General features: G+C 74.3%; 17 protein-coding genes. 5 read left to right on the plus strand and 12 right to left on the minus strand.

Annotation, left to right across the window (positions count from 1 at the left end; all coding sequences use genetic code 11):
• Window positions 1-22: 22 nt before the first annotated feature.
• The 3 genes from cobU to FRCN3DRAFT_RS0229870 form a co-directional block, all read right to left on the minus strand.
• A complete protein-coding gene (gene cobU, locus FRCN3DRAFT_RS52055; protein ID WP_007515895.1) occupies window positions 23-1,156 on the minus strand; it encodes a bifunctional adenosylcobinamide kinase/adenosylcobinamide-phosphate guanylyltransferase in 1,134 nt (377 codons plus the stop codon).
• A gap of 111 nt (window positions 1,157-1,267) precedes the next feature.
• Entirely contained in the window at window positions 1,268-1,648 is a 381-nt protein-coding gene (locus tag FRCN3DRAFT_RS49985) for a hypothetical protein (RefSeq protein ID WP_007515896.1), read from the minus strand.
• A 309-nt stretch (window positions 1,649-1,957) separates the two neighbouring features.
• Window positions 1,958-2,677: a response regulator gene (locus tag FRCN3DRAFT_RS0229870; RefSeq protein WP_007515897.1), complete on the minus strand. Its 720-nt coding sequence runs from the start codon at window positions 2,675-2,677 to the stop codon at window positions 1,958-1,960.
• 565 nt (window positions 2,678-3,242) lie between these two features.
• Here FRCN3DRAFT_RS0229870 and FRCN3DRAFT_RS0229875 point away from each other — a divergent pair.
• The 3 genes from FRCN3DRAFT_RS0229875 to FRCN3DRAFT_RS0229885 all read left to right on the plus strand — a co-directional run bounded on the left by FRCN3DRAFT_RS0229875 (window position 3,243) and on the right by FRCN3DRAFT_RS0229885 (window position 5,569).
• Window positions 3,243-4,898 carry an aldehyde dehydrogenase family protein gene (locus tag FRCN3DRAFT_RS0229875; protein WP_007515898.1) on the plus strand — a complete coding sequence of 552 codons (1,656 nt, stop codon included), beginning with the start codon at window positions 3,243-3,245 and terminating at the stop codon, window positions 4,896-4,898.
• 178 nt (window positions 4,899-5,076) lie between these two features.
• A complete protein-coding gene (locus tag FRCN3DRAFT_RS54420; protein WP_157845276.1) occupies window positions 5,077-5,253 on the plus strand; it encodes a hypothetical protein in 177 nt (58 codons plus the stop codon).
• Between the two features lie 49 nt (window positions 5,254-5,302).
• Entirely contained in the window at window positions 5,303-5,569 is a 267-nt protein-coding gene (locus FRCN3DRAFT_RS0229885) for a hypothetical protein (protein ID WP_007515900.1), read from the plus strand.
• A 52-nt stretch (window positions 5,570-5,621) separates the two neighbouring features.
• On the opposite strand, the gene FRCN3DRAFT_RS0229890 is transcribed toward FRCN3DRAFT_RS0229885, so the two are convergent.
• The 6 genes from FRCN3DRAFT_RS0229890 to FRCN3DRAFT_RS55485 all read right to left on the minus strand — a co-directional run bounded on the left by FRCN3DRAFT_RS0229890 (window position 5,622) and on the right by FRCN3DRAFT_RS55485 (window position 13,198).
• Window positions 5,622-6,230 carry a class IV adenylate cyclase gene (locus FRCN3DRAFT_RS0229890; protein ID WP_007515901.1) on the minus strand — a complete coding sequence of 203 codons (609 nt, stop codon included), beginning with the start codon at window positions 6,228-6,230 and terminating at the stop codon, window positions 5,622-5,624.
• 315 nt (window positions 6,231-6,545) lie between these two features.
• Complete coding sequence (locus tag FRCN3DRAFT_RS0229895) at window positions 6,546-7,406, minus strand: polysaccharide deacetylase family protein (RefSeq protein ID WP_007515902.1); 861 nt, start codon at window positions 7,404-7,406, stop codon at window positions 6,546-6,548.
• A 43-nt stretch (window positions 7,407-7,449) separates the two neighbouring features.
• Window positions 7,450-8,433 (minus strand): ribokinase, encoded by a 984-nt coding sequence (locus tag FRCN3DRAFT_RS0229900; RefSeq protein WP_007515903.1) that lies wholly within the window; start codon window positions 8,431-8,433, stop codon window positions 7,450-7,452.
• 113 nt (window positions 8,434-8,546) lie between these two features.
• Window positions 8,547-9,083, minus strand: a complete 537-nt coding sequence (locus FRCN3DRAFT_RS0229905) for a DUF1697 domain-containing protein (protein WP_007515904.1) — start codon at window positions 9,081-9,083, stop codon at window positions 8,547-8,549.
• A gap of 187 nt (window positions 9,084-9,270) precedes the next feature.
• A complete protein-coding gene (locus FRCN3DRAFT_RS49990; RefSeq protein WP_007515905.1) occupies window positions 9,271-12,312 on the minus strand; it encodes a GMC oxidoreductase in 3,042 nt (1,013 codons plus the stop codon).
• A 715-nt stretch (window positions 12,313-13,027) separates the two neighbouring features.
• Entirely contained in the window at window positions 13,028-13,198 is a 171-nt protein-coding gene (locus FRCN3DRAFT_RS55485; protein WP_007515906.1) for a hypothetical protein, read from the minus strand.
• Window positions 13,199-13,917: 719 nt separating this feature from the next.
• On the opposite strand from FRCN3DRAFT_RS55485, the gene FRCN3DRAFT_RS0229920 reads away from it, so the two are divergent.
• Both FRCN3DRAFT_RS0229920 and FRCN3DRAFT_RS0229925 read left to right on the plus strand, forming a co-directional pair.
• Window positions 13,918-14,127, plus strand: coding sequence for a hypothetical protein (locus tag FRCN3DRAFT_RS0229920; RefSeq protein ID WP_007515908.1), 210 nt, complete (start codon window positions 13,918-13,920; stop codon window positions 14,125-14,127).
• A gap of 70 nt (window positions 14,128-14,197) precedes the next feature.
• Window positions 14,198-15,037 (plus strand): acyl-CoA thioesterase, encoded by an 840-nt coding sequence (locus FRCN3DRAFT_RS0229925; protein ID WP_007515909.1) that lies wholly within the window; start codon window positions 14,198-14,200, stop codon window positions 15,035-15,037.
• On the opposite strand, the gene FRCN3DRAFT_RS0229930 is transcribed toward FRCN3DRAFT_RS0229925, so the two are convergent.
• From FRCN3DRAFT_RS0229930 to FRCN3DRAFT_RS0229940, 3 genes are all read right to left on the minus strand, one after another.
• The gene (locus FRCN3DRAFT_RS0229930) at window positions 15,034-16,782 is read right to left on the minus strand and encodes a flavin-containing monooxygenase (protein WP_007515910.1); all 1,749 of its coding nucleotides are present in this window, start codon (window positions 16,780-16,782) and stop codon (window positions 15,034-15,036) included. The two genes, FRCN3DRAFT_RS0229925 and FRCN3DRAFT_RS0229930, sit on opposite strands and share 4 nt — an antisense overlap.
• Window positions 16,783-17,235: 453 nt before the next feature.
• Window positions 17,236-18,393 (minus strand): ATP-binding protein, encoded by a 1,158-nt coding sequence (locus FRCN3DRAFT_RS47015; RefSeq protein ID WP_232794196.1) that lies wholly within the window; start codon window positions 18,391-18,393, stop codon window positions 17,236-17,238.
• Between the two features lie 377 nt (window positions 18,394-18,770).
• The gene (locus FRCN3DRAFT_RS0229940; RefSeq protein ID WP_232794197.1) at window positions 18,771-21,518 is read right to left on the minus strand and encodes a beta-glucosidase family protein; all 2,748 of its coding nucleotides are present in this window, start codon (window positions 21,516-21,518) and stop codon (window positions 18,771-18,773) included.
• Window positions 21,519-21,788: the final 270 nt, after the last annotated feature.

Genomic DNA, 21,788 nt, shown 5'->3' on the forward strand with positions numbered 1-21,788 from the left:
ACTCCCGGAGAAGGGTGTGAAGTCAGCGGATGCGCTGTCCGATGCCGGCCGTGCAGAGCCAGACCTCGTCGGCCACCGCGGCGAGCCGGGCGTTGAGTCGGCCCAGTTCGTCGCGGAACCGGCGGCCGGCGGTGGTCGCCGGCACGACCCCCGAGCCGACCTCGTTGGTCACGGCGACGACGTGTCCCTCGGCCGCGGACCAGGCCGCCACCAGGGCATCCACGGCTCCCGCGAGCGCGGCGTCGGCGGCACGACGGGCCCCCGTGCTGGTCGCCGTCGCGTCCGCGTGGACGTCCGTGTCCTCGTCGAGGACCCAGATCCCGGCGGCGTCCATGGCCGCCGTGAGCCAGGTACCGACGCAGTCGAACAGAACGGCGGGCACCGGCCGGCCTGCGGACCCAAGGACCGCGGCGGCGTCCGGGGTTTCGACCGTCGACCAGGTCGCCGGCCGCCGGCCGCGGTGCCGGGCGACTCGCGCCGACCATTCGGCGTCGTCCGGCGAGGGCGTCCCACCGGTCGCCAGGTAGACGACTCGCGCGCGACCGGCGAGCATCCGCTCGGCCAGCTCCGACTTGCCCGAGCGGGCGCCGCCGGTGACCAGGACGCGCCGTCCCGGGGCCGGCGGCGCGAGCACCGTCACGCCGGCCAGCTGGTCGCGCACCGCCGGCGCCAACGGAATGGTGGGGATCACCCGCGCGGGCAGCGCGGCCACGGTGACCGCGGGCAGTGGCCCGGCGGCCGGGCAGTGCAGCAGCACTCCCCTGCTCGTCTCCACCAGCAGGGCGACCTCGCCTCCGCCCGCCGGGAGCACCCGCACGCCCGGCGGCGCCGCCTCCGGGCGGTCGAGCACCGCGCTGGCGGGGAGATCCGGGTCCAGCCGGTCCGGTCCACCGCCGGTGGGCAACACCCGCACCCCGGCAAGGGAGAGCCCGGCGAACGCGGCCCTGGTGGCGACCCCGACACCGCAGTCGAGAAGCAGCCGGCCGCACCGCGGATCGTCCACCAGCACGCCCACCGGCCGTCGCGGCCCGCCGGCGTCGTTCTCCCGGTCCCAGTCCCGGTCTCTGCCGCGGCCCTGGCCCCGGCCCTGCTCCCGGCCCTGGTCTCGGTCGGTCGCGGCGACGGCTCGGCCGTCGGCGAGCACCACGACGGCCATCAGCCTCGCCGCCGGTCGCGGTCCAGAGGCGACGAACCCGTCAGGCGAGCCGCTCCGCCGGGGAGAAGCCCGCCCGGAGCCGAAGGGTCATCGTCCGGCCGGATACCCGCCTCAGCCGCGACCGAGGCGAGGCGGGTATCCGGCCGGGCGCTCAGAACGCGTCGCGTGACACTCACGGCTGTCCAGGATGCCCGCTGGCAGGGCGGCCGCGCGTCCTCGGGCTCGGACCGCGATCGCGGCCGAGGCGATGGCCGTGGTCGCGGCGGCCACCGTGGCCGCCGCCGCGTTCGCGGCGTTCGCCGTGGTGACCGCGGCGACGTCCGCAGCGGCCGCCGCTGCCACCGACGAGGCGGACACGGCCACCGCCGAGGCCGCCGAGGCGGCGCTCGAGGCGACGACGGCCGCGATCCTGGCGGTCGCCACGACCGCCGCGGCCGACCCGACCGCGGCCGCCGCCGTCGCGGCCGACAGCGCCATGGTCGTCGTCGACACAACCGACCTGGTCGTTCTCGCCGCCCGCCGCGCCTGGGCCACGTCCACTGCACCACCCCCAGCCCGGCGCGGTCCCGTCGCCGACGGTCCCGCTGTCATTGCCCTCCGCATCGTGACACGCCCAGCCGCGTGGCGACACCCCACGCGGCCTAACGCCCACCTCGGCGAAAACCTCCGGACCACCGTGGATCCGGCAGGTTTGGAACATCGCCCCACGGCACCCGTCAGATTCACGGTTTCCTGGCATACCACCACGGAGAGCGCCCGACGGGCGCCCAGGGCGAACCGTTCCGCGCCTCACCATGGGCGCTACTCGATATCGAAGAGGCCCTGGCGGACGGCGTACATGACGGCTTCCATGCGGGAGTGCAGCTGGAGTTTGTCCAGAATGTTACGAACGTGGTTCTTGACGGTGTTCTCGCTGATGAACAGCTTGCGAGCGATCTCGCGGTTCGCCCTGCCCTCGGCGACGAGCTTGAGCACTTCCAGCTCGCGGGCGGTCAGGTGGGGCGTGTGCAGGCGCGGCCGATCCTCGGTACCGCGGGCGATGCTCGCGAACTCGGCCATCAGCTTGGAGGCCATCGACGGGCTGATGAGGCTCTGCCCGTGATGCACCGCGCGGACGGCGTCCGCGACCTCGTGCGGCGGTATCGACTTGAGCAGATAGCCGACGGCACCGGCTTTGATCGCCTCGAAGAGGTCGTTCTCCTCGTCCGAGACGGTCAGCATGACGATCTTCACCCCGGGGACGGCCCGCTTGACCGCGCCCGTCGCCGCGATCCCGTCGCGCAACGGCATCCGGACGTCCATGAGCACGATGTCCGGCGTCGTGCCGGCGGCCAGGGAAACCGCTTCCTGCCCATTGCCGCCGCGGCCGACGACCTTGATGTCGTCCTCTATCTCGAGAACGGTCTGCAGGCCCTGCAGGAACAGCTCATGGTCGTCCACCACGAGGACCCGGATCGGAGTCGTGTCCCGGATCGGGTCGGCCGTCGCAGCGGCCGACGGCGGAACGACACTGGCCGTCATCACACACCCGGAAATCTATGAACGGATCGTTCGGAAGTAACTAATGGGACTACCGGCGAATAGCGGTTCAGGTACCCGCCCACTCTACGTGATGAGGCACGTACTAGCGGTTGCATCGAGGCCCGCGCCGCGCGGCGCTCGGAGAACGCGGGCCGATCCCTGACACGGCCCAACGATTCCGACATGCCCGGATGGTACCTCCGGCAAGGTTCCTTTTTGGCGCAAGAGTGAACAGATGGGACGCGCGTCGGATTACCCGCGGCGCTCGCGGCCAGCCCGCGCGGCGGCCCGGCGCCCGCCATCGGACCACACCCGGACCGGACCGTTGGTGGTGGCTCTGGCGCGCCTGTCACCCGGGGCCCGGACGGGCACCGCGTCTGGATCCCGCGGCACCCGCCCGTTCCCGACGACGTCATTTAAAGAGCTTTGAGATATCGGCGATCGATTTCCTCCACCGGCCCGCGGGGTCATGCTCGCCCGCCGAGAGTGATTGGCCCGCCGGCCAGGGTGATTGACGAATCGGCACTGGCTGGCGCGCCCGCGAACGGTGGCGCACCCTGCGCTTATGGTTACCGCCGCCCGGACCAGCCGCGCCACCGGCGCCAGCGACCCAGCCGTCAGCGACGGACCGGCCGCAGGCACCGCCGACGAGCGGCCCGCCGCCAGCCGGGCGCCCGCCCTGCGCCTTGCCCCCGGCACCACCTGGGCGGACGCGTTCGCGCGGGCCGGCGACGCGGCGCCGGAGGCGTTCGGCGACGGCCGCCTGCTCAACCTGTGGGGCGGCCACTGGCGGGGGACGGGCATACCGCTGGCGCACAGCGCGTCACCCGTCGACGGCTCCCCCATCGCCGGTCCGCCGATGATCCAGCTTGACGAGGCCCGCGAGGCGATCGGCGCGGCGTGCGAGGAGCACCAGCGCTGGCGGGACGTGCCGCTGGTCGAGCGGCGCGCCCGGGTGACCGCCGCCGTCGACGCGCTCGACGCCCACCGGGACACGCTCGCGCTGCTGCTGGTCTGGGAGATCGGCAAGCCGTGGCGGCTGGCGAGGACCGACGTCGACCGCGCCATCGACGGCGTCCGCTGGTACCTCGACGAGATCGATCCGATGCTCGCCGAGCGCGCGCCGCTGCCCGGGCCGGTCAGCAACATCGCCAGCTGGAACTACCCGATGAGCGTCCTCATGCACGCCATGCTGGTGCAGGTGCTCGCCGGCAACGCGGCGATCGCCAAGACCCCCACCGACGGGGGCGCCGCCTGCCTCACGCTGGCCTGCGCGCTCGCCCGCCGGGAGGGTCTCCCGCTCTCGCTGGTCTCCGGACCCGGCTCGCGGCTGTCGAGCGCCCTGGTGCGGGCGCCGGAGATCGGGGCGCTCGCGTTCGTCGGCGGCCGCTCGGCCGGCGGCCAGGTCGCCGCCGCCCTCTGCGACACCGGCAAGCGGCACTTCCTGGAACAGGAGGGCCTGAACGCGTGGGGCGTCTGGGAGTTCTCCCAGTGGGACCTGCTCGCCGGGCACGTGCGCAAGGGCTTCGAGTACGCCAAGCAGCGATGCACCGCCTACCCGCGCTACGTCGTCCAGCGCCAGCTGTTCGACGAGTTCCTGAAGATGTACCTGCCGGTCGTCGAGTCTGTCCGGTTCGGCCACCCGCTGGCGGTCGGGGGGGACGACGAGCCGCTGCCGGACCTCGACTTCGGGCCGCTGATCAATGCGGTCAAGGCCGCGGAGCTCGCCGGGCGGGTCGAGGAGGCGATCGCCAAGGGCGGCGTCCCGCTCTACCGCGGCAGCCTCGCCGACGGCCGGTTCCTGCCCGGCCAGGACACCTCCGCCTACGCCGCGCCGACGGCGATCCTGTCCCCGCCGGCCTCGTGCGCGCTGCACCACGCCGAGCCGTTCGGCCCCGTGGACACGATCGTGGTGGTCGACTCGGAGGCGGAGCTGCTGGCCGCTATGAACGCCTCGAACGGCGCGCTCGTCGCCTCGCTCGCCTGCGACGACGAGGACAAGGCCCGCCGGATGTCCGCCGAGCTCGCCGCGTTCAAGATCGGCGTCAACCGGCCGCGCTCGCGCGGGGACCGGGCGGAGCCGTTCGGCGGCCGCGGCGCTTCCTGGAAGGGCGCCTTCGTCGGCGGCGAGCACCTCGTCCACGCCGTCACCGTCGGCCCCGACCCCGACGAACGCCTCTACGGCAACTTCCCGTCGTACTCGCTCTACCCGGAGACATAGGCTGCCTCATGGGCACTCTGGCGGCTAGCTCCGGCGGTTGCGACGGACAATGCCGAGGCTGGCGGGCCACCGATGACAACGCGCATGGCGGCACCCATGGGCCGACGCACCGACGACACCCTGACTTTCTTCTGACGGATCGGCCGCCCGTCAGACGCCTTGACGCAGCGTTGCGATCGTGATCCGCAGATGGTTCGCCCGCCGCCGCGTCCAACGCGCCTGCCCGCACCCCGCCGCCGAGCGCTGGACGTGGTTCACCGACTCCGACGGCCGCAGCACCGTCGAGTGCCGCGCCTGCCACAAGACGTGGGTCATGCGCCGCCCGGACCGCATCCCGAAGGAGCCACCGCCGTGAAGGTGCTAAGCCCCAAGCCCTCCCAGCGAAAAGCGATCCGTTGACAGAAATGGACCTGCGCGCCCAAGCCGACTACGACACCGGCGAAGTCCGCGTCGGCCGCCATCGCCATGATGACGGCGAGAGCATCGGCGACACCGGCGTCACCCGACTCGACAGGCCAGATCACGAGGCCGACCTCGGAGAGCTCGAACGGGCCGCCGACATGCTGCTCGCCGAGAACGGCCTGAAGCGCACCGGTCCGTGGCGTCGAGGGCGGGATTGGAAGATCGCGACCACGGTCACCGAAGCCGAGCCCGTGCCGACCTCCAGTTGAGCCGAAGACGACGGACGCCCTGCTGAGCCGTCCTCGTGCACGACATCGGGACTCAGACGGGTGAGGAGGTGGCCGCCGTGCTGGCCGCATCCTTGCTCTCCCGACTGGATGGCATCCGCATTACTCCCTCCTGAGCGGCCCGTACCAGGGAGTCGTAGGTCTCCGTAGTACGCACAGCTTCGATCCCCAGCGAAGCGACGAACGCGGTCAGCTCGTCCTGGATGGTGACGGCCGGCTCGTCGTCAGGCACCATCCGCTCCAGCTCCAAGAACGTCCCTACGCCTTCGACCTCGTCCAGGCACAGCGACGTGCTCCCATGCCGGCCGGTCCGCCGGGACTTCGCGACACGCACCGTGGCCCGGTAACCCATACGCAAGATCGCCTCGTGCATCTGCTGACGGTCCACGACCTCCGTCTCGTACTCAAGGCAATCCTGAGCGTTCGCACCAGGCTGCTTAAGGGCGAACCAATGGCGGCCATCCACCGTACGCAGCCGCAGGAATGACACTCCGAGCTTGCTGTCGCCGAAAGACCAGCTCAAGGGGGCAAAGGCCTGGTCGTCCTGGTACACCGCCTCGCCGAGGGAAACATGCCGAACCCTGAGAGCGACAAGCAGCGCCTCCAGGTCCACCACGGAATACTTGACCTCAACCTCGCGCACAACATCTCCCTGTCGGGTACGGTATTACAGGTGCCATCGTAACGGGGAACGATAAAACGAGGCGATGGCGCTCAAAATAGCCCTCTACGTGCTCTCTTTGCCTCGAAATTCCGTATCACGGTTCGAGGCGGGTGCACCGGACAGGAATTGGCGATTGACGCCCCCAGCCAGCCTCGGCGCGATCCCGCTCAGCCTCGCTGAGATACGCGGCCCCGCCGAGGAGCCTGCCCGCCGGCGCCCCGGCATCGCCGGGCAGCCGGTCCGGTCCGGTCGTTATCCGTCCGTCGGACGACGGGCGGTATCCCGAGACCTGAGCTATCGCGGGATCCGCGCGGGCGGCGGGTGGCCGGGCAGGCCGTGCTCGGCGAGCGGGCCGAGGCGCAGGGCCGCGTCCGCGCATCGGCAGGCGAGCTCGGGCAGGGCACCCAGCGCGCTGCGCCACGCGCCGGGCACGCCGGCACGGTCGCTGTCGTGCAGGAGGATCGTGGCGCCGCCGCGCAGGTCGGGCCCGACGGCGGCGAGGACGGACAGCGGCGTGGCCCCCGCCTCCCAGTCACGTCCGCGCGCCGTCCAGAGCACCGGAGTCAGGTCGAGGCGATGGGCGGCGGCGAGCACCGCCGCCGACAGGATGCCGTGGGGCGGCCGGACGAACCGGGGTGGGCGGCCGGTCGCCGCGGCGACCAGCTCGTGGGTGCGGGCGAGCTGGTCGTAGGTGGACAGCGGGCCGCGCAGCAGCATCGGCTTGCGGTCCCAGCCGTGGATGGCCAGCTCGTGCCCGGCGGCGGCCATGTCGACGACGAGCCCCGGCGCGCGGCTGACCGCGTCGCCGAGGACGAAGAAGGTCGCGCGGACGTCGAGCTCCTCGAGCACGTCGAGGAAATGGGGTGTGGACCGCGGGTCTGGCCCGTCGTCGAAGGTCAGCGCCACGTGGTCGGCGGCGCCGAAACCGGCCAGGGCGGGGGTGAGCCGGCCGCGAACCCGGCGCAGCGCCGTCACCGCGGGCAGCCCGTAGCCCAGCCCCACGGCCAGCGCGGCGCCCGCCACCGCCGGCCAGGAGGCCACCGCGCCGACCGACAGCCCCGAGGCCTCGACGAGCGTCCGCCAGGCCGGGGCACGCGTGCCAGCCGCGGCGGTCACCGCCTCGCGAGCCGCCGACGTGGCCGTCGAATCGGTCACCGAATTGGCCACCACGTATCACACTGTGCCATGGCTACCGCGATTAGCTCCCCATCTCGCCACCCGACGCGCCCAAAGCGACACGGCGGGCGGGCGGGTCAGCGCTGAGGGCCTCGGCGACCTCCGCCGCGGTGGGCATGGACGGCCCGGCGCCGAACCGACCGACCGCGAGGCCCGCTGCCGCGTTCGCCCGTTCGAGAGCCTCGACCAAGGTCAGTCCCGCGGCCAGTGACGCGCCGAACGCGCCGCAGAAGCAGTCGCCCGCGCCGGTGGTGTCGACCACGGGCACCCGCCGGCCGGCCACGGCGAGCACCTCACCGCCGATCCGCGCCAACACGCCGTCGGCTCCCAGCGTCACCACCACGTCACCGAGCGGCGTGCCGTCCGGAACCGCCAGCCGGGCGTCGGAACGCAGCAACTCCTCGACCTCCCGGGCGGCGCCGCCCACGCCCACCAGCTGGGCGAACTCGGTCTCGTTGACGACCACGACGTCGACGGCGGCGAGCAGCTCCCGGCTCGGCGCGCGAAACGGCGCCAGGTTGAGGATCGTCGCCGCGCCGACGGCCCGCGCCGCGCGGGCGGCCGACTCGTTCGTCTCTGCGGGGATCTCGCCCTGCAGCAGCACGACGTCGCCCGGGCGGATCGCCGCGTCCGTCACCCTCTCCGGGCCCACCGCGGCGTTGGCCCCGGCGACCACGATCACGGTGTTCTCGCCGCCGTCGGCGACCGTGATCAGAGCGGTGCCCGACGGGGCGTGCTCGGTCCGCACCCGGGAGATGTCGATCCGCTCGGCGTCGAGGAAGCCGGACAGCACGGTCCCGAAGCCGTCCGTGCCGACGGCCCCGACGAGCACCGTCGGGGCGCCAAGCCGGCGCGCGGCCACGGCCTGGTTGGCGCCCTTGCCGCCGGGCACCTGGTGCACCGAGCCGCCGGCGAGCGTCTCGCCCGGCGCCGGCATTCGCGGCACCGTCACGACGACGTCCATGTTGATGGAACCGATGACGACGACCCGCCCGCGCTCAGCCACGCCTCATCCTCGCCCGCCCGGCCTGCCGGTCAACCGCGATGACCTTCACATCGGTCAGGCCGCCGCCGCCTCGGCAGCGGCGGGGCGCCACGGCTGGGCGGGGCGCGGGGCGGTCAGGCCGCGGTGACGAGGTCGCGCAGTGCCGTCACCGTGCGCCAGTTGCGGGTGGTGGCCCTGACCTCGAGCCGGCGCTCGATCGCGGTGTTGTTGAGCTTGGTGCGCCCATAGCCATGCGGGCAGTGCAGGTAGACCTCCCGCCCGACGACGGCGACGTCCTCGCCCTCGGCCATGAGGGCGGTGAGCCCCGCGACGCGGGCCTTGCCAGGCCGGTCCACCAGGAACGTGACGTGCAGCTTGGTGGGGTCGGACTCGCGGTCGAGGAACGGGTTGTCGGCGGCCAACGCGGCGAGCTCGTCCCGGTTGCGCAGCAGGACCGTGGTGCGCACGCCGATCTCCCGGTCGATGCGCGCCTCGATGTCGGCCGCGAGCGCGGACCTGGGCGCCTCGGTGCCGAACAGCACGTTGCCGGTCCGCAGATAGGTCGAGATCCCGGCGTACCCGAGTCCGGAGAAGACGGCGTGCAGGTCGGCCATGTCGACCTTGACGCCACCAACATTGATCCCGCGCAGCAGCGCCGCGTAGGTGGTCACCAGCCTCCTTTCGGCCCCCCACGCGGCACTCTACGAGCACCGGGCGCCCGCTCTTGGCTAGTTCACCGATCCGACAGGATCCACGCGGCCCCTGGCGCCGAGGCACATCCGCCCAGGCCACCCCGGCGGCCCGGCCCGCGGGCTCAGCCGCGGGCCGGGCCGACAGGGCCCCGCCGGGGCCGGCGGACTACTTCGAGGCGGCGTCGGCCGAGGCCGGACCCGCCTCGCCCACCGCGGCGCCGCCCCGAGGCGACGGGACGTCCCGCGCCGGGCCCGAGCTGCCCCGCGCCGTCCCTGACGCGGTGGCGGTCGCGGTGGCGGTCGCGGTCGCGGTGCTGGACCCGCTCGGCGCCGTGGTCGCCCTGGTCTCCCCCGCCGCGTTCGGTGCGTTCGTCGCGCTGGCCGTCCTCGGTGCCCTGGTCACGCCGGCAGCCTTCGATGCCCTGGTCGCGCCCGCGGCCTTGGTCGTCCTGGCCGCGCCGGCGGCCTTGGTCACCTTGGCGGCGCCGCCCGTCCCAGTCGCCCTGGCAGTGCCCGCCGCGCCATTCGTCCTGGCCGTGCCGGCCTTCGCCGCGACCGCCGCGCTGCTCCGCCTGGCGGCGCTGGCCGTCCCAGTCTCCTTGGGAACACTGGCCCTGGCTGTGGCCGCCGTGCCGTTGTCCTTGACGGTGCTGGTCGCGCCACCCGCCTTGGCGGTGGCACCGGCCCTGGGGGTGACATTGGGCTTGGCGGTGACATCGGACTTGGGGGTGCCACTGGCCTTGGCCAGGCTCGCCGCGCCATTCTCCCTGGCGGCGCTGGCCGTCCCGGTCGTCCGGGCGACGCTGGCGCTGGCCGCGCCCGGCGTCCCCTTCGCGGCATCGGCCGCTCCGCCGGCCCTGGCCGGAACCGCCGCGCTGGCGTTGGTGGACGCGGGAACCGCCTTGGTCGCGGTCGCCCCGGTGGCCGCCGGAGTCCGCGGCGCCGACGTCCGGGGCGACGGGAGCCGGGGTGCTGTCCCGCGCGCCGCGGCCGCGGACGTCGCGGCCGACCTGGGCGGCGGAATCTCGCCCGATGTCCTGTCCGCGGACCGGCCGGCCGCGGCAGTAGGCGCGCTCGCCGCGGTGCCTCCTGCCCGTGCCGAACCCGAGCCGGTCGCGGTGGCCCGGGCCGAACCCGCGCCCGCGGCGGCCGCCCTGGCCGGGCTGGTCCGGGTCGCGCTCGTTCCCGTGGCCTTCGTCGCGGCCGGGCCAGTCCTCGCGGCATTTTTCGTCCCGGGTGCCCCGGCCCCGGCCGTTCCCGCACTGGCCGTCGCCGTCCTGGCCGTCGCCGTCCTAGCCGTTCCCGTTTTGGCCGTCGCTGTCCTGACCGCTCCCGCCTTGGCCGATGCCGGTGTGGTCGCGGCCGTGCCGGCGACGCGGCCGCTCGTCGCCGAGCGCGGACGGGGCACCCCGCCGGCCCGGTCACGGCTCGCGTCCAGCATGCGCTGGACCGCGAGGTCGGCGAACGCCGCGATCGTCAACGCCGGGCCCACGCCGAGCGGCCCGGGCAGCGCGGCGCCGTCCAGGACGTACAGGCCGGGGTGGCCGAAGACCTCGCCCAGCGCGTCGACCACGCCGTCACGCGAGCTGTCTCCCATCGGGGCACCGCCGATCGGGTGCGCGGTAGCTCGGCGGCGTGGCGAGGCCAGCGGGTGCGGCTCGAGCCGGCCGCCGAGGCCGTCGGCCAGCCGCGCCATCGTCGCGCGCACCCGATCGGTGTCCGCGTCCCGGTCGGTGCTCGCGCGTTCGAGGCCGAGCCGGTCGCCGTCCAGCCGCAGCACGCCGTCGGCCGCGGACCGGCCCATGGCCAGCAGGGCCAGGACGGCCTCGCCGTCCGCGCCGGCCTGGGCGAACCGGGACAGCTGCCCACTCAGATCGTCCTGCCCGCCGCGCAACCGGTCGGCGACCCAGCCGCGGGCGACTCGCAGGGGATGACCCAGGCCGCCCCACAGACCACCACCACCGGCGGCTCGGTGGCCGGCCAGAAGCCAGGAGACGAACGCCGGAACGCCGGCGTCCTGGATGTGGAAGCCGGGCTCGCCGCCAGGACCGTCCGCCACCGCCACGCTGGCGGTGACCGTGGGTGCACCGCCCAGCGGCCACGGGGATCCGTCCGCGTGGCGAGCGCCGGATACCACTCCGAGCGCGTCGCCGTTACCGCTGAAACCGTGCCCCAGCATCGGGCTCAGGCCCGGCAGGGCCGCTCGGCTGCGCAGCAGCAGGTAGCTGGAGCCGAGCGCGCCGGCGGCCAGCACGACCCGCGTGCACCGCACCGTGCGCGCCGGCAGCATGGCCAGGTCACGCGGTGTGCCGTCGACGGCACCGTGGTGCTCGACGTAGGTGACGACCCAGCCGCCGTCGTCGTCGGGAGCGATCGCCAGTACCTCGCACCGGGTGCGGATCTCCGCGCCGTGGTAGGCGGCCGCCGACAGGTAGGTGTGGTCCAGACTGTTCTTGGCGCCGTGGTTGCAGCCGAGGACGCAGTCGCCGGCGAGCTGGCAGGTCGTGCGGGCGCGGCCGTGCACGTTGCCGTACGGAGCCTCGGGAAGCGCGAGCCCGGGTGCGGTGGCGCCGCGGGCGGCGAAGCTGACCGCGAGCGCCGGCTGCCGCCATTCCAGCCCCATCCGCTCGGCCGCGGCGCGCAGCGCGGCGGTCCGCTCGGCGGCCTCGTAACCGGGGCGGCCGGCGGGGAACGGCGTCGCGCCGAGCATCTTCTCCACGGCGTCGTAGTGCGGTTCGAGGTCCGCGCGGCTGATCGGCCAGGGCCGTCCGGCCGCCCGGCGCCGCGACCCGGTGCCCGCGGACCCGCCGGCACCACGGGGCCGGCCGGCGGCGGCCGCGCGAGGGCCAGCCTGGGCTCCCCGGCCGCTCGGCTGCGCGTCGGGGCGGACGAACCACCGTTCGTCCGCGCGCATCAGCGCGTTGGCGGAGATCAGCGAGCCGCCGCCAAGCCCCGACGACACCACCGCGTCGAACCCGCCCAGCGACCAGATGTCGAACAGGCCGTGCCTGCCCTCACCGGGGTTCCAGTACGCGCCGGCCACCTCGCTCGGCGTACGCGGGAAGGCACCCGGCGGGTATACCCGGCCTCGTTCGAGCACCAGCACGTCCCGGCCTGCCTCGGCGAGCCGGAACGCGGTGACCGAACCACCGAAGCCCGACCCGACGACGACCGTCTCGACCTGCTCTGGCGCGGACTTGCGGACCATACGCCTCGGACCCCTCGCTGCGACAGTCGGTCACCATCAATTCGGCACGCACGGTAGTCGCACGATTGCCATCTGTCGAAGAAGGTCGAGGTACTGGCCGGTCGCGCCCGCCACGCCGGGCCACGCCGCCACCTGCGCGCACGAGGAGCGGGCGCGGGGGCGGCACTCCGGCACGGCGCACCATCGGCGCCCGGCTCAAACAGAGAGTGATGCTGGCAGGGACGGATTCACGCATGCCAGCACGGCGGGGCGGCGATGCGGCGGGCGCGTCCGGCGGGCCGTCCGGCGGAGCGGAGCCGCGAGGAACCGCAGAGCGCTGGAAGGGCATTGCCGAGCGGCCCGACGCGCATGGATGTCGACGCACTCGGCCGCGGCGCCCCAGAAACACCCGGAGCCGGCCGGGAAGTCCCGGTCGGCTCCGAAAGGTGCTGGCCGCGCCTGCTGGCCGGCGCGCCTTTCTCGCGCACCGCCCGCGGGCCGACGGCCTGACTGATGTGTCGCGGGTAACTCGAGGTCCGGCCACTCGACGCCCGGTTGTCCGGTCTCGCGCGCCGCGTGTGCCGCGGGTCACTCGGCCCGATATCCGGCGAGCCCTTTGGCTGACTGCCCGAAATCGGGTTCCGTGTGTATTCCCGGAAGGTGCCGAATTCCAGCCGGCGAAGACGGCCGGCCCGTGTCACCGGTCACCCGTCACGCGGGGCCGACGACGCCGGTCCTACAGGGAGCCGCCCTGACGGACGAGGATGACCTCGAGCTCGTGGCGGGCGTTCGGCGAGAGGGCGTCCTGGGCCAGGTAGGTCTCGAGGGCACGGCGCTGGCGGCGGGCGACCCGGCGGGCGGCGGCCTGCGACCGCAGCCGCGTGATGGTGGAAGCGTCGTTCTGCATGTCATTCTCCTGGGGCAGGTGTGACCGCGACCGCATTTCCCCGGCGGCCGCAAATCCATTCTGAACCACGTTTCGGCAGTTTTGGAAGGCGGTCGGAGGTGAGCTATGACGCATAGCAGACAGGCCAATGACCCGCCACCGCCGTGGAGTGGCCCGGGCCACATTCACTCCTTTTGTCGCGGCGCCAATGAATGAGTGGCACCGGTCACAGGAAGGCAAAGCGGCCGCCTGGCGCCGATTCTCCGACAAGCCGGCGCCCGGCTCCGCGAATAGGTTGTCCGCGCAGGTCGCGGCCCGCGCAAAGGCGCGCGGGCCCCGCTCCCCCGCGCCGGCCTGCGACGGCGGGCCACCGCCGCGTCCCGCCGAGGACGCCGACCGGCTCCCAGCCGGAGATCTCGCCGTGGGTTCCGCCGGCCATGGCCGGCCATCCTCCAGACCGCCAGAGGAATCGAGCCAGCCCCCCAATGGGCCGCCCCCTGCCGTGACCTTGGACACGGCAGGCGCGACGCCGCTCGCTCGGGCGAGGGCCGCGCCAGCGCGCGGACGACCCGACAAAGGCGCTCAGCTGCCACGGGGGCCCATAGGAGGACAACAAAACACGGCCGGCTCGGCGCGGAGGCGACATCTACAGTGTGGTAGAGGTTCGTAGACAGGATTGACCGAGGAGCCGGGCCCGACGCGGCCCGTGGCGCCGCGGGGTCGATCCGACGGGAGGCCAGGTGCGCGACCAGCTGCGGTGGGCGGCTCAGGTGATCGCCGCCGCCAACGACGAGGACCTGCTGAGCATCAGCACCACCGAGGAGGCCCCTGAGCCTTCCCGGCACGACGCCCACCGGCTCGCCGCCAGCCTGGTGCCCGCGCCCCGCGCGCCCGGAGACCGGGTGAGCCGCTGGCATCGCCTGCCCCGCCCCGTCCCCGACGGAGTCTGAGCTCGGGCTGACCGCGGCGAGCGCGCGGTGAACGAGTGCGCTGGGCGGCCGGGGTGGGCGAGGGGACACGGTGAGCGAACGGAACGGGCGGGACGAAACGGTGCCGCCGGGGCAGGCGGGCGTCACGCTGCTGGACCTGCTCGCGCTCGAGGAGCTCGACCGCGACCTGTACCGGACGACGGCCCTGTTCGACGAGCCCTACTCCCTCTATGGCGGGCAGGTCGCGGCGCAGGCGCTGCTCGCGGCCGGGCGGACGGTGTCCGAGGGGCGGCTGCCGCACTCGCTGCATGGTTACTTCCTCAGCCGCGGCAACGCCGCCCGTCCGACGATCTTCCGGGTGGCGCGGGACCGGGACGGCCGGTCGTTCTCGGCCCGCCGGGTGGTCGCCATCCAGGGCGGCCAGGTGATCTTCAACATGGCCTGCTCGTTCCACCGGCCCGAGAACGGCCTCGACAGACAGGTCGGCCCCCCGCCGGCGTCGCGGGACCCGGAGACGCTCGCGCCGCTCCAGCTCGCCCGGCTGTTCAACATGGAGAGCCGGCTGCCGGAGCAGCCCTACCCGGACGCGGACTGGCCGACCCGTTTCTGGGCACGCTCGACGCTCCCGCTCGGCGACGACCCGATGCTGCACGCGAGCGTGCTCACCTATCTGTCGGACGTCTCGGGCGGCCTCGCCGCCTGGCATGAGGGGCGGGCCCATTCCGGCGCGAGCCTGGACCACGCCGTCTGGTTCCACCGCCCGGCGCGCCTCGACGACTGGATGCTCATGGATGTCATCCCGCAGACGGTCGCCAGCGGCCGCGGCGTGTACACCGGCACGGTCCACAGCCGCGACGGCCGGCTCGTGGCCAGCCTCACCCAGGAGTGCCTGTTCCGCGACCTGCGCCCCGACCCCGACCCCGTCGCCTAGCGAGCCACCCGCGTCGGCGCGGACGGTATTGGTACGGAGGGCATCGGTACGGACTGCGTCGGCACGGACGGCACCGGCACCGCGTCGTCCGCCGCCGTGCCTTGGTTGACGGCGGGCGCGGCCGGTCGCCTGACGACCGCCTCGGACGCCGCCTCGGGCGGCGGCAGGAAGCGCAGGTCGAGGCCGGTGACCCGGCCGAACCGGAGCGCGCGGATGTCCGCCAGGTAGCTCATCCGGGTCCGCCACGGCGGGCGGTCGCCCTGGCGGGGCAGCTCACCCGCGTCGCGCAGCACGTAGCTGGCGGTCAGGTCGAGCACCGACGACCCGCGACCCGTCCCGGCGGCGGAGCCGGCCGGAAGCGCGCGATCCGCCGTGAGGTCGCCGGGGACGAAGACGCGGTAACCGTGCCGGTCGAGGTGGCGCAGCAGGCGGCAGAGGTGGCCGCCCACCAGGTCGACCTTCAGCGTCCAGGAGGCGTTGACGTAGCCGAGGGCGAAGGCGAAGTTGGGGACGCCCTCGAGCATCATGCCCTTGTAGACCCGGCGCCGCGGCACGTGCACCGGCTCGCCGTCGACGGTGAGCGCGATCCCGTCGAACATCCGCAGCCGCAGGCCCGTCGCCGTGACGACGACGTCGGCGGCGAGCTCCCGGCCGGATCTCAGCCGGATCCCCCGCTCGGTGAACGTGTCGACGTGGTCGGTGACGACCTCGACGTTCCCGGCGGAGATCGCCCGGAACAGGTCACCGTCCGGCGCGACGCACAGCCGCTGGTCCCACGGGCCGTAGGCCGGGGCGAAGTGCGTGGCGACGTCGTAGCCGGCCGGCAGCGCCCTGGCCACCCGGGCCAACAGCTCCCGCCGCACCGCCTCGGGGCGGTGCCGGCTGAGCCAGTACATGAACTGGCCGAGCAGGATGTTGTGCCAGCGAACCAGCCACGCGGCCCACCGGGCCGGCAGCACGCGCCGCAGGCGGGTCATCAGCGGGTGGACGGCGGGCAACGCGACGACGTACGTCGGTGAGCGCTGCAGCATCGTGACATGCGCGGCCCGCTCGGCGAGCGCCGGCACGAGCGTCATCGCCGTGGCCCCGCTGCCGATCACCACCACCCGCTGTCCGAAGTGGTCGAGGTCATCCGGCCAGTGCTGGGGGTGCACCACCCTGCCGGGGAACGCCGCGCGGCCGGGGAAGTCCGGCTCGTGGCCGCGGTCGTAGCGGTAGTAGCCGGTGGCGCCGACGAGGACGTCGCAGGTCAGCCGGATCCGCCGCGGCCCGGCGGCGGCCGCCGCACCCGGACCGCTTGGCACGCCCGGACCGCCCGGACCGCCCGGCGCGCTAGGCGGGGCGTCCGCGGTGAGCTCGACGTCGACGGTCCAGCGGGCCAGCGTGCTCGACCAGCTGGCCGCGACCACCCGGTGGCCGTACCTCACCAGCTCGTCGACCCCGTGGGCCCGGGCGGTCTCGGCCAGGTAGCGCAGGATCGACGGCCCGTCCACGATCGACTCCTCCCCCGTCCACGGCCGGGACGCGTAGCCGAGGGAGTTCATGTCCGAATCGGACCGGATGCCCGGGTAGCGGAAGAGGTCCCACGTCCCGCCGAGCGTGCCGCGCGCCTCCAGCAGGGCGACACCGCGACCGGGGTGGCGCCTGCGCAGGTGGGTGGCGATGCCGATGCCGGACAGCCCGGCGCCGATGATCAGAACATCGACATGCTCGCCCAGGTACTCGTCCGAAAGCCTCGCCGCCATGATCACTCCCGTCGCCGGCCGATCCACCGCGGCGTTGGCCTACCGGTGGGCTACGCCGGCGACCGAGTCTCCGGCCGACGGCGTGGGCACCGGTCCCCGCCTCATGGAGGCAGGCGCCGCCAGGTTGGCTGGCGAGCCCGCTGACCAGGCAAATGTCGCGTGGACCGGTGTCCGCCGCCCCGATTCTGCCCCCTGCGACGCGGCATTCTCGTTGTCGCCGACAAGCTTGCTTGTTGTCCTCTACAAGCTCGCCCGTTGTGACCGACACATCCGTTCGGTGACGCGACCTGCTCACGCGCCGGCGCGGGCGAGCCCGGCGTCGCCGATCAGGCCCGCGTGCCGGCAGCCGCGTGGTCGCGGTGACCGTGGCGGCGCGGTGGTCGCGTCAGCGCGGTGACCTTGGAGGCTCGGTGCCCTTGGAGACGCGGCGACGTTGGTGGCCGCGGTGAACGGTCAGCGAGCCTCGTCGTCGACGGGCATGCCCGGCAGCTCGCGCTCCGGCCGCTGACGCAGGTACTCCTCGAAGCTCAGCCCCGGCGGCACCGGCTCGCCGCGGCCCGCGGCGCGCAGCTGGGCGACGAGGCTGGAGACATACCAGCGCCGGAAGGCCCGATGCTCCGGCGGTGAGGCCAGCGTGAGCAGCCGCGCCTCCCGGGCGTACTGGTCCGCCTCGTCGAGGGCCGCCAGGTAGTCCTCACCGGCCTCGGCGGTGCTCGCCGGCAGCCACAGCTCCAGATGGGTGCGTCGCTGCCCGGCGGCCGCCGCGGCCAGCGCCTGCCTGCGGATCGCCTGCCTCGCCTCGCCGAACCGCTCGGTCACCGTCCGGATCAGCTCCGCCAGCTCCGGCGGGACCGGCGCGCTCTCGCCGTTGGTCCCGCCCACCGCGGCCAGGGTGAACTCGCGGACGAGGTTGTCGACGTGGCTCTTAGCGGCGAGCAACAGGTCGGTCGAGACATCGCCGAGGCTGACGCGGTAGCGCGGCGGCGAGCCCGGACCGGACGCCGTCGGGGTGGCCTGCGCCGCCGACGCCATCGCGGCGGCTGCTGGAACCGCGTCTCGGTCGTCGCCGGGTCCGGGCTCTGCCCGCGCGGCGGGGACGACCCCGTCCAGACTCGCGCCGGCGAGGACCGCCCCGTCCAGGCCGGTCTCGACCGGGGCGGTCCCCACCAGGCTGGTCTCGACCAGGCCCGCCGGGTGCCGGCCGGCGGAGTCCGGGCCGGTCTCGCCGGCCGGCTCGTCGGCACCGGCGAGGTCGACCTCGGCCCAGACGACCTTGCCGTTCCGGTTCACGTCCGTGCCCCACCGCGCGGCGATCGCGGCGACGAGCGCCAACCCGCGGCCGGTCATCGTGTCCGCGCTGCTGCGGGCACGCAGCGGGGCCACCTGGCTGGTGTCGGCCACCTCCACCCGCAGCGACGAGCGGCGGGCCACGAGCCGCAGTTGGACGGGAGGCTCGCCGTGGAGCACGGCATTGGTCAGCAGCTCGCCGGCGAGCAGCTTGATGTCGCCCACGAGGTCACGCATGGGCGAGGTGGCCCGGGCCAGGCGACTGGAGATCTCCCGACGAGCCCTCGGCACGGCCTCCGGCGCCCCATCGACACTCAGCGCCATCAGAACTTCACCATCAGACATCGGGCCATCGCCGGACGCCCCGCCGGCACCCGAATTCCGCTCGATCTGGGGGCCGTCGGCATTGCCGTTGCTGTCGATCACGCGCGTCCCCAGCTTGGCGGGCCCGCCGAAGGAGGGGCGATCGTGTCCATCCAGTGCGCCTCCGAAGGCCATTGACGGCAATGTCGGCCGTGCGCTGCCTTGCGTACCCCCGCAGCGCGGCGACGAATCACCATGCCCCAAAACATGACAGGCAGTCCGATCCCCGGACAGGAAGCTAGCTTCCCCTTTTTCGGACCTCAGCGACCGACCGGCCCGCCGGACAACCCCTCCGTCGATCCGGCTGGCGGCCCGCGACGGTCAGGACGCGACGGCGGTCAGGACGCGACGACGACGTCGCGGCGCAGGGCGAGCCTGGCGCTGGACGGCCCCACCAGCAGCGTGAACGTGCCCGGCTCGGTCGACCAGCCGCCCGCCCCGCCGCCGTCGCCGCCGAGGGCGGGCCGCCAGTGCTGGAAGGCGCGCGGGGCGATCTCGACCGAGACGGTGGCCCGCTGGCCGGGAGCCACGTCGGCTGTGGCGAAGCCGACCAGCCAGAGCGCGGGCCGCTCGACGGCCGAGTCCCCGCGGCTCAGGTATGCCTGGACGACCGTGCGGCCGGGGCGGTCACCGCTGTTGCGCACGGTGACCTGGACGCGCAGGGGCTCGTCGGGGGCGAGGACCGCTGGGGCGTCTAGCGACTCGTACGCCCAGGTCGTGTAGCCGAGGCCGTGGCCGAACGGGTAGGCAGGCGCGGGCGGCGACGCGGCGAGGCCGGAGCCCACCGGGGCCGCCGGCCCGTCGGCTGCCGCCGCCGTGGCACGCCGCGACCAGCCCCGGTAACCGACATGGATGCCCTCGGTGTAGTCGAGGGCCCCGTCGACCGGAGTGACCGACCAGACCGGGCAGTCCTCGGCCCTCGCCGGCCAGGTCGTCGGCAGCCTGCCGCCGGGCTCCGCGCGGCCGAGGAGCACGTCGGCGAGCGCCGCGCCGAACTCCTGCCCGGGGAACCACGACAGCAGCACGGCCGGCACCAGCTCCCGCCAGGGCAGGAGCACCGGCGCGCCCGCGTTGACGACCACGACGGTGCGAGGGTTGACGGCGGCCACCCGGCGCACCAGCTCGTCCTGTTCCGCCGGGAGGTCCAGGCCCCCGCGGTCGACACCCTCGCTCTCGACCCGGTCGCTGGTGCCGACGACGACGACCGCCACGTCCGCCGACGCGGCCAGCTCCACGGCGGTCTCCAGCTCCCGCGGGCCGGTCGGCGACGGCTCCTCGCCCAGCAACGCGAACGAGGCGACCGGCATCCCGGCCGGCGGGTCGTGGCGCAACGTGACCAGCACTTCCGTGCCCGCCGTCAGGTCCACGCCGCCCCACCAGACCGGCGGGCGCAGGAACGCGGCGACGATGTCCCCGTCGGGCGGCTCGAGCGTGTCGTCGTAGAGCACGGTCTCCACGCCCGCGGCCACGCTCACGTCGGTGCCGGTGCCGGTGCCGGTGGCGCCGGCGGAGGCTGGGTGGGCGCGCAGCGAGAACCGGCCCATGCCCGCGAAGCCGAGCGGGTGCCGGCCACTCGCTCGCGCGGTCAGCAGCGCCGTCACCTCCACCCTGGCGGAGCGGGCGAGCACCGGGTCGTCCATGAACATCAGTCGGCCGGACAGCCGCCGCTCGCCGAGCAGCACGTTCCCGTCCGCGTCGAAGAAGCGGACCCGTACCCCCGGCTCGCCCGACTCCGGGTCGCGCGCGTTCGCGGTGGACAGCGGCGCGGGCCAGGGCTCGGCGCGCACGCCGGTCGCGGTGACGACCTCGACGCCGTCGCCGAGCGCGGCGCGCAGCCCGTCCGCCGGGCCGACCAGGTGCGGCGGGAAGACGGTCGCGCTGCCGCCGCCCTGACCGCGCGGAAGCGTGGCGTTCGGCCCGACCACGGCGATCCGGCGGATCCCGCCGGGCGTGCCGGCGCCCGGCAGCGGGAGCAGCCCGTCCTCGTTGCGCAGCAGGACCATCCCGCCCGCGGCCGCCCGCCGCAGCAGGTCCCGCGCGTGCGGCCCCGCCGGGTCGGCCCCCGCGTCCCTGGCCCCCGCGTCCTTGGCCCCGGTGTCGTCGGCCCCGGTGTCGTCGGCTGGACCGGGTCCGGCCGGGTCGGTGAGGGCGCCGACCCGCGCGGCCAGGCGGAGCAGGCGGCGGGCCTTGTCCTCGACGACCTCGGCGGGCACGCTGCCGTCCCGGACCGCGCCGACCAGCGCCGGGCCCCAGGGACCCCACGGGCCCGGCATCACCAGGTCGAGGCCGGCCAGGGCGGCCGGGACGGTCGAGCGGGTGGCGATCCAGTCCGAGACGACCAGGCCGTCGAAACCCCATTCGTCCTTCAGCGGGCCGCGCAGCAGCGCGTTCTCCGTCATGGTCGCGCCAGCCACACTGTTGTACGCGGCCATGACGGCCCACGCGCCGGCCTCCCGCACCAGCGTCTCGAACGGCGCGAGGTAGACCTCGCGCAGCGCGCGCTCGTCGACGCGGACGTCGACGGTGAACCTGTCGGTCTCGGACTCGTTCGCGACGTAGTGCTTCACGGTCGCCGCGACGCCGCCCGCCTGGATGCCGCGTACCAGCGCTCCGCCAACCCGCGCGGTCAGCAGCGGGTCCTCGGACAGGCACTCGAAGTGCCGGCCGCCCAGCGGGCTGCGGTGCAGGTTGACGGTCGGGCCGAGCACGACGTCGACGCCCTTGGCCCTGGCCTGCGCGGCGAGCAGCCGGCCCACGGCGCCCAGCAGCGGCTCGTCCCAGGTCGCCGCGAGCGCGGACGGGCAGGGCAGGTTGGCGGACGGCTCGCGCTCGTCGCAGCGTTCGCCGCGCACGCCGGCCGGGCCGTCGGAGAGCACCATCGTCCGCAGGCCGGCCTCGGGCGATGGCCACGTCCGCCAGAACGACGCGCCGGTGAGCAGCCGGACCCGCGCCTCCAGGTCCAGCCGGGAGAGTGCCTCGGTGACCTGCTTCTCCAGCGCGCCCGCGCTGTCCGCGGCGCCCACGCCGGCCATGTCAGCGTGGGCGGCGGGCCCGTTCACGACGTCCCTGGCCACTGTCTCCTCCACCCGCGCACCGCGACGCGGTCGGCCGGCGAGAACCGCCGCCCGGCGGCGGGCCGCCGCGCGGATGTTCCGGATACCACCTTCTACACTTCAGTAGCTGGAGAGTATTCTCAGGCCCCGAACCGACATGGGACACGCCTGTCCGCACCGAACCGCCCACCCGGCAACGCAGGGCTTCGCAATGGTCGCACGACCCCGGACGGAGATGTCCGCCGGGCGGTCCGCGGCCAGCCGGGGCCTGGCGGCGGTCCGTGGCCACAGACGGAGACCGCC

Source organism: Pseudofrankia saprophytica (genome assembly GCF_000235425.2).
Taxonomy (GTDB): domain Bacteria; phylum Actinomycetota; class Actinomycetes; order Frankiales; family Frankiaceae; genus Pseudofrankia; species Pseudofrankia saprophytica.

Coding starts and splice junctions, on each gene's coding strand:
- FRCN3DRAFT_RS55485 (WP_007515906.1), bottom strand. CDS start 13,198: ATGCAGAACGACGCTTCCACCATCACGCGGCTGCGGTCGCAGGCCGCC.
- cobU (WP_007515895.1), bottom strand. CDS start 1,156: ATGGCCGTCGTGGTGCTCGCCGACGGCCGAGCCGTCGCCGCGACCGAC.
- FRCN3DRAFT_RS49990 (WP_007515905.1), bottom strand. CDS start 12,312: ATGGTCCGCAAGTCCGCGCCAGAGCAGGTCGAGACGGTCGTCGTCGGG.
- FRCN3DRAFT_RS0229885 (WP_007515900.1), top strand. CDS start 5,303: ATGGACCTGCGCGCCCAAGCCGACTACGACACCGGCGAAGTCCGCGTC.
- FRCN3DRAFT_RS0229875 (WP_007515898.1), top strand. CDS start 3,243: ATGGTTACCGCCGCCCGGACCAGCCGCGCCACCGGCGCCAGCGACCCA.
- FRCN3DRAFT_RS0229870 (WP_007515897.1), bottom strand. CDS start 2,677: ATGACGGCCAGTGTCGTTCCGCCGTCGGCCGCTGCGACGGCCGACCCG.
- FRCN3DRAFT_RS47015 (WP_232794196.1), bottom strand. CDS start 18,393: ATGGCGCTGAGTGTCGATGGGGCGCCGGAGGCCGTGCCGAGGGCTCGT.
- FRCN3DRAFT_RS0229930 (WP_007515910.1), bottom strand. CDS start 16,782: ATGGCGGCGAGGCTTTCGGACGAGTACCTGGGCGAGCATGTCGATGTT.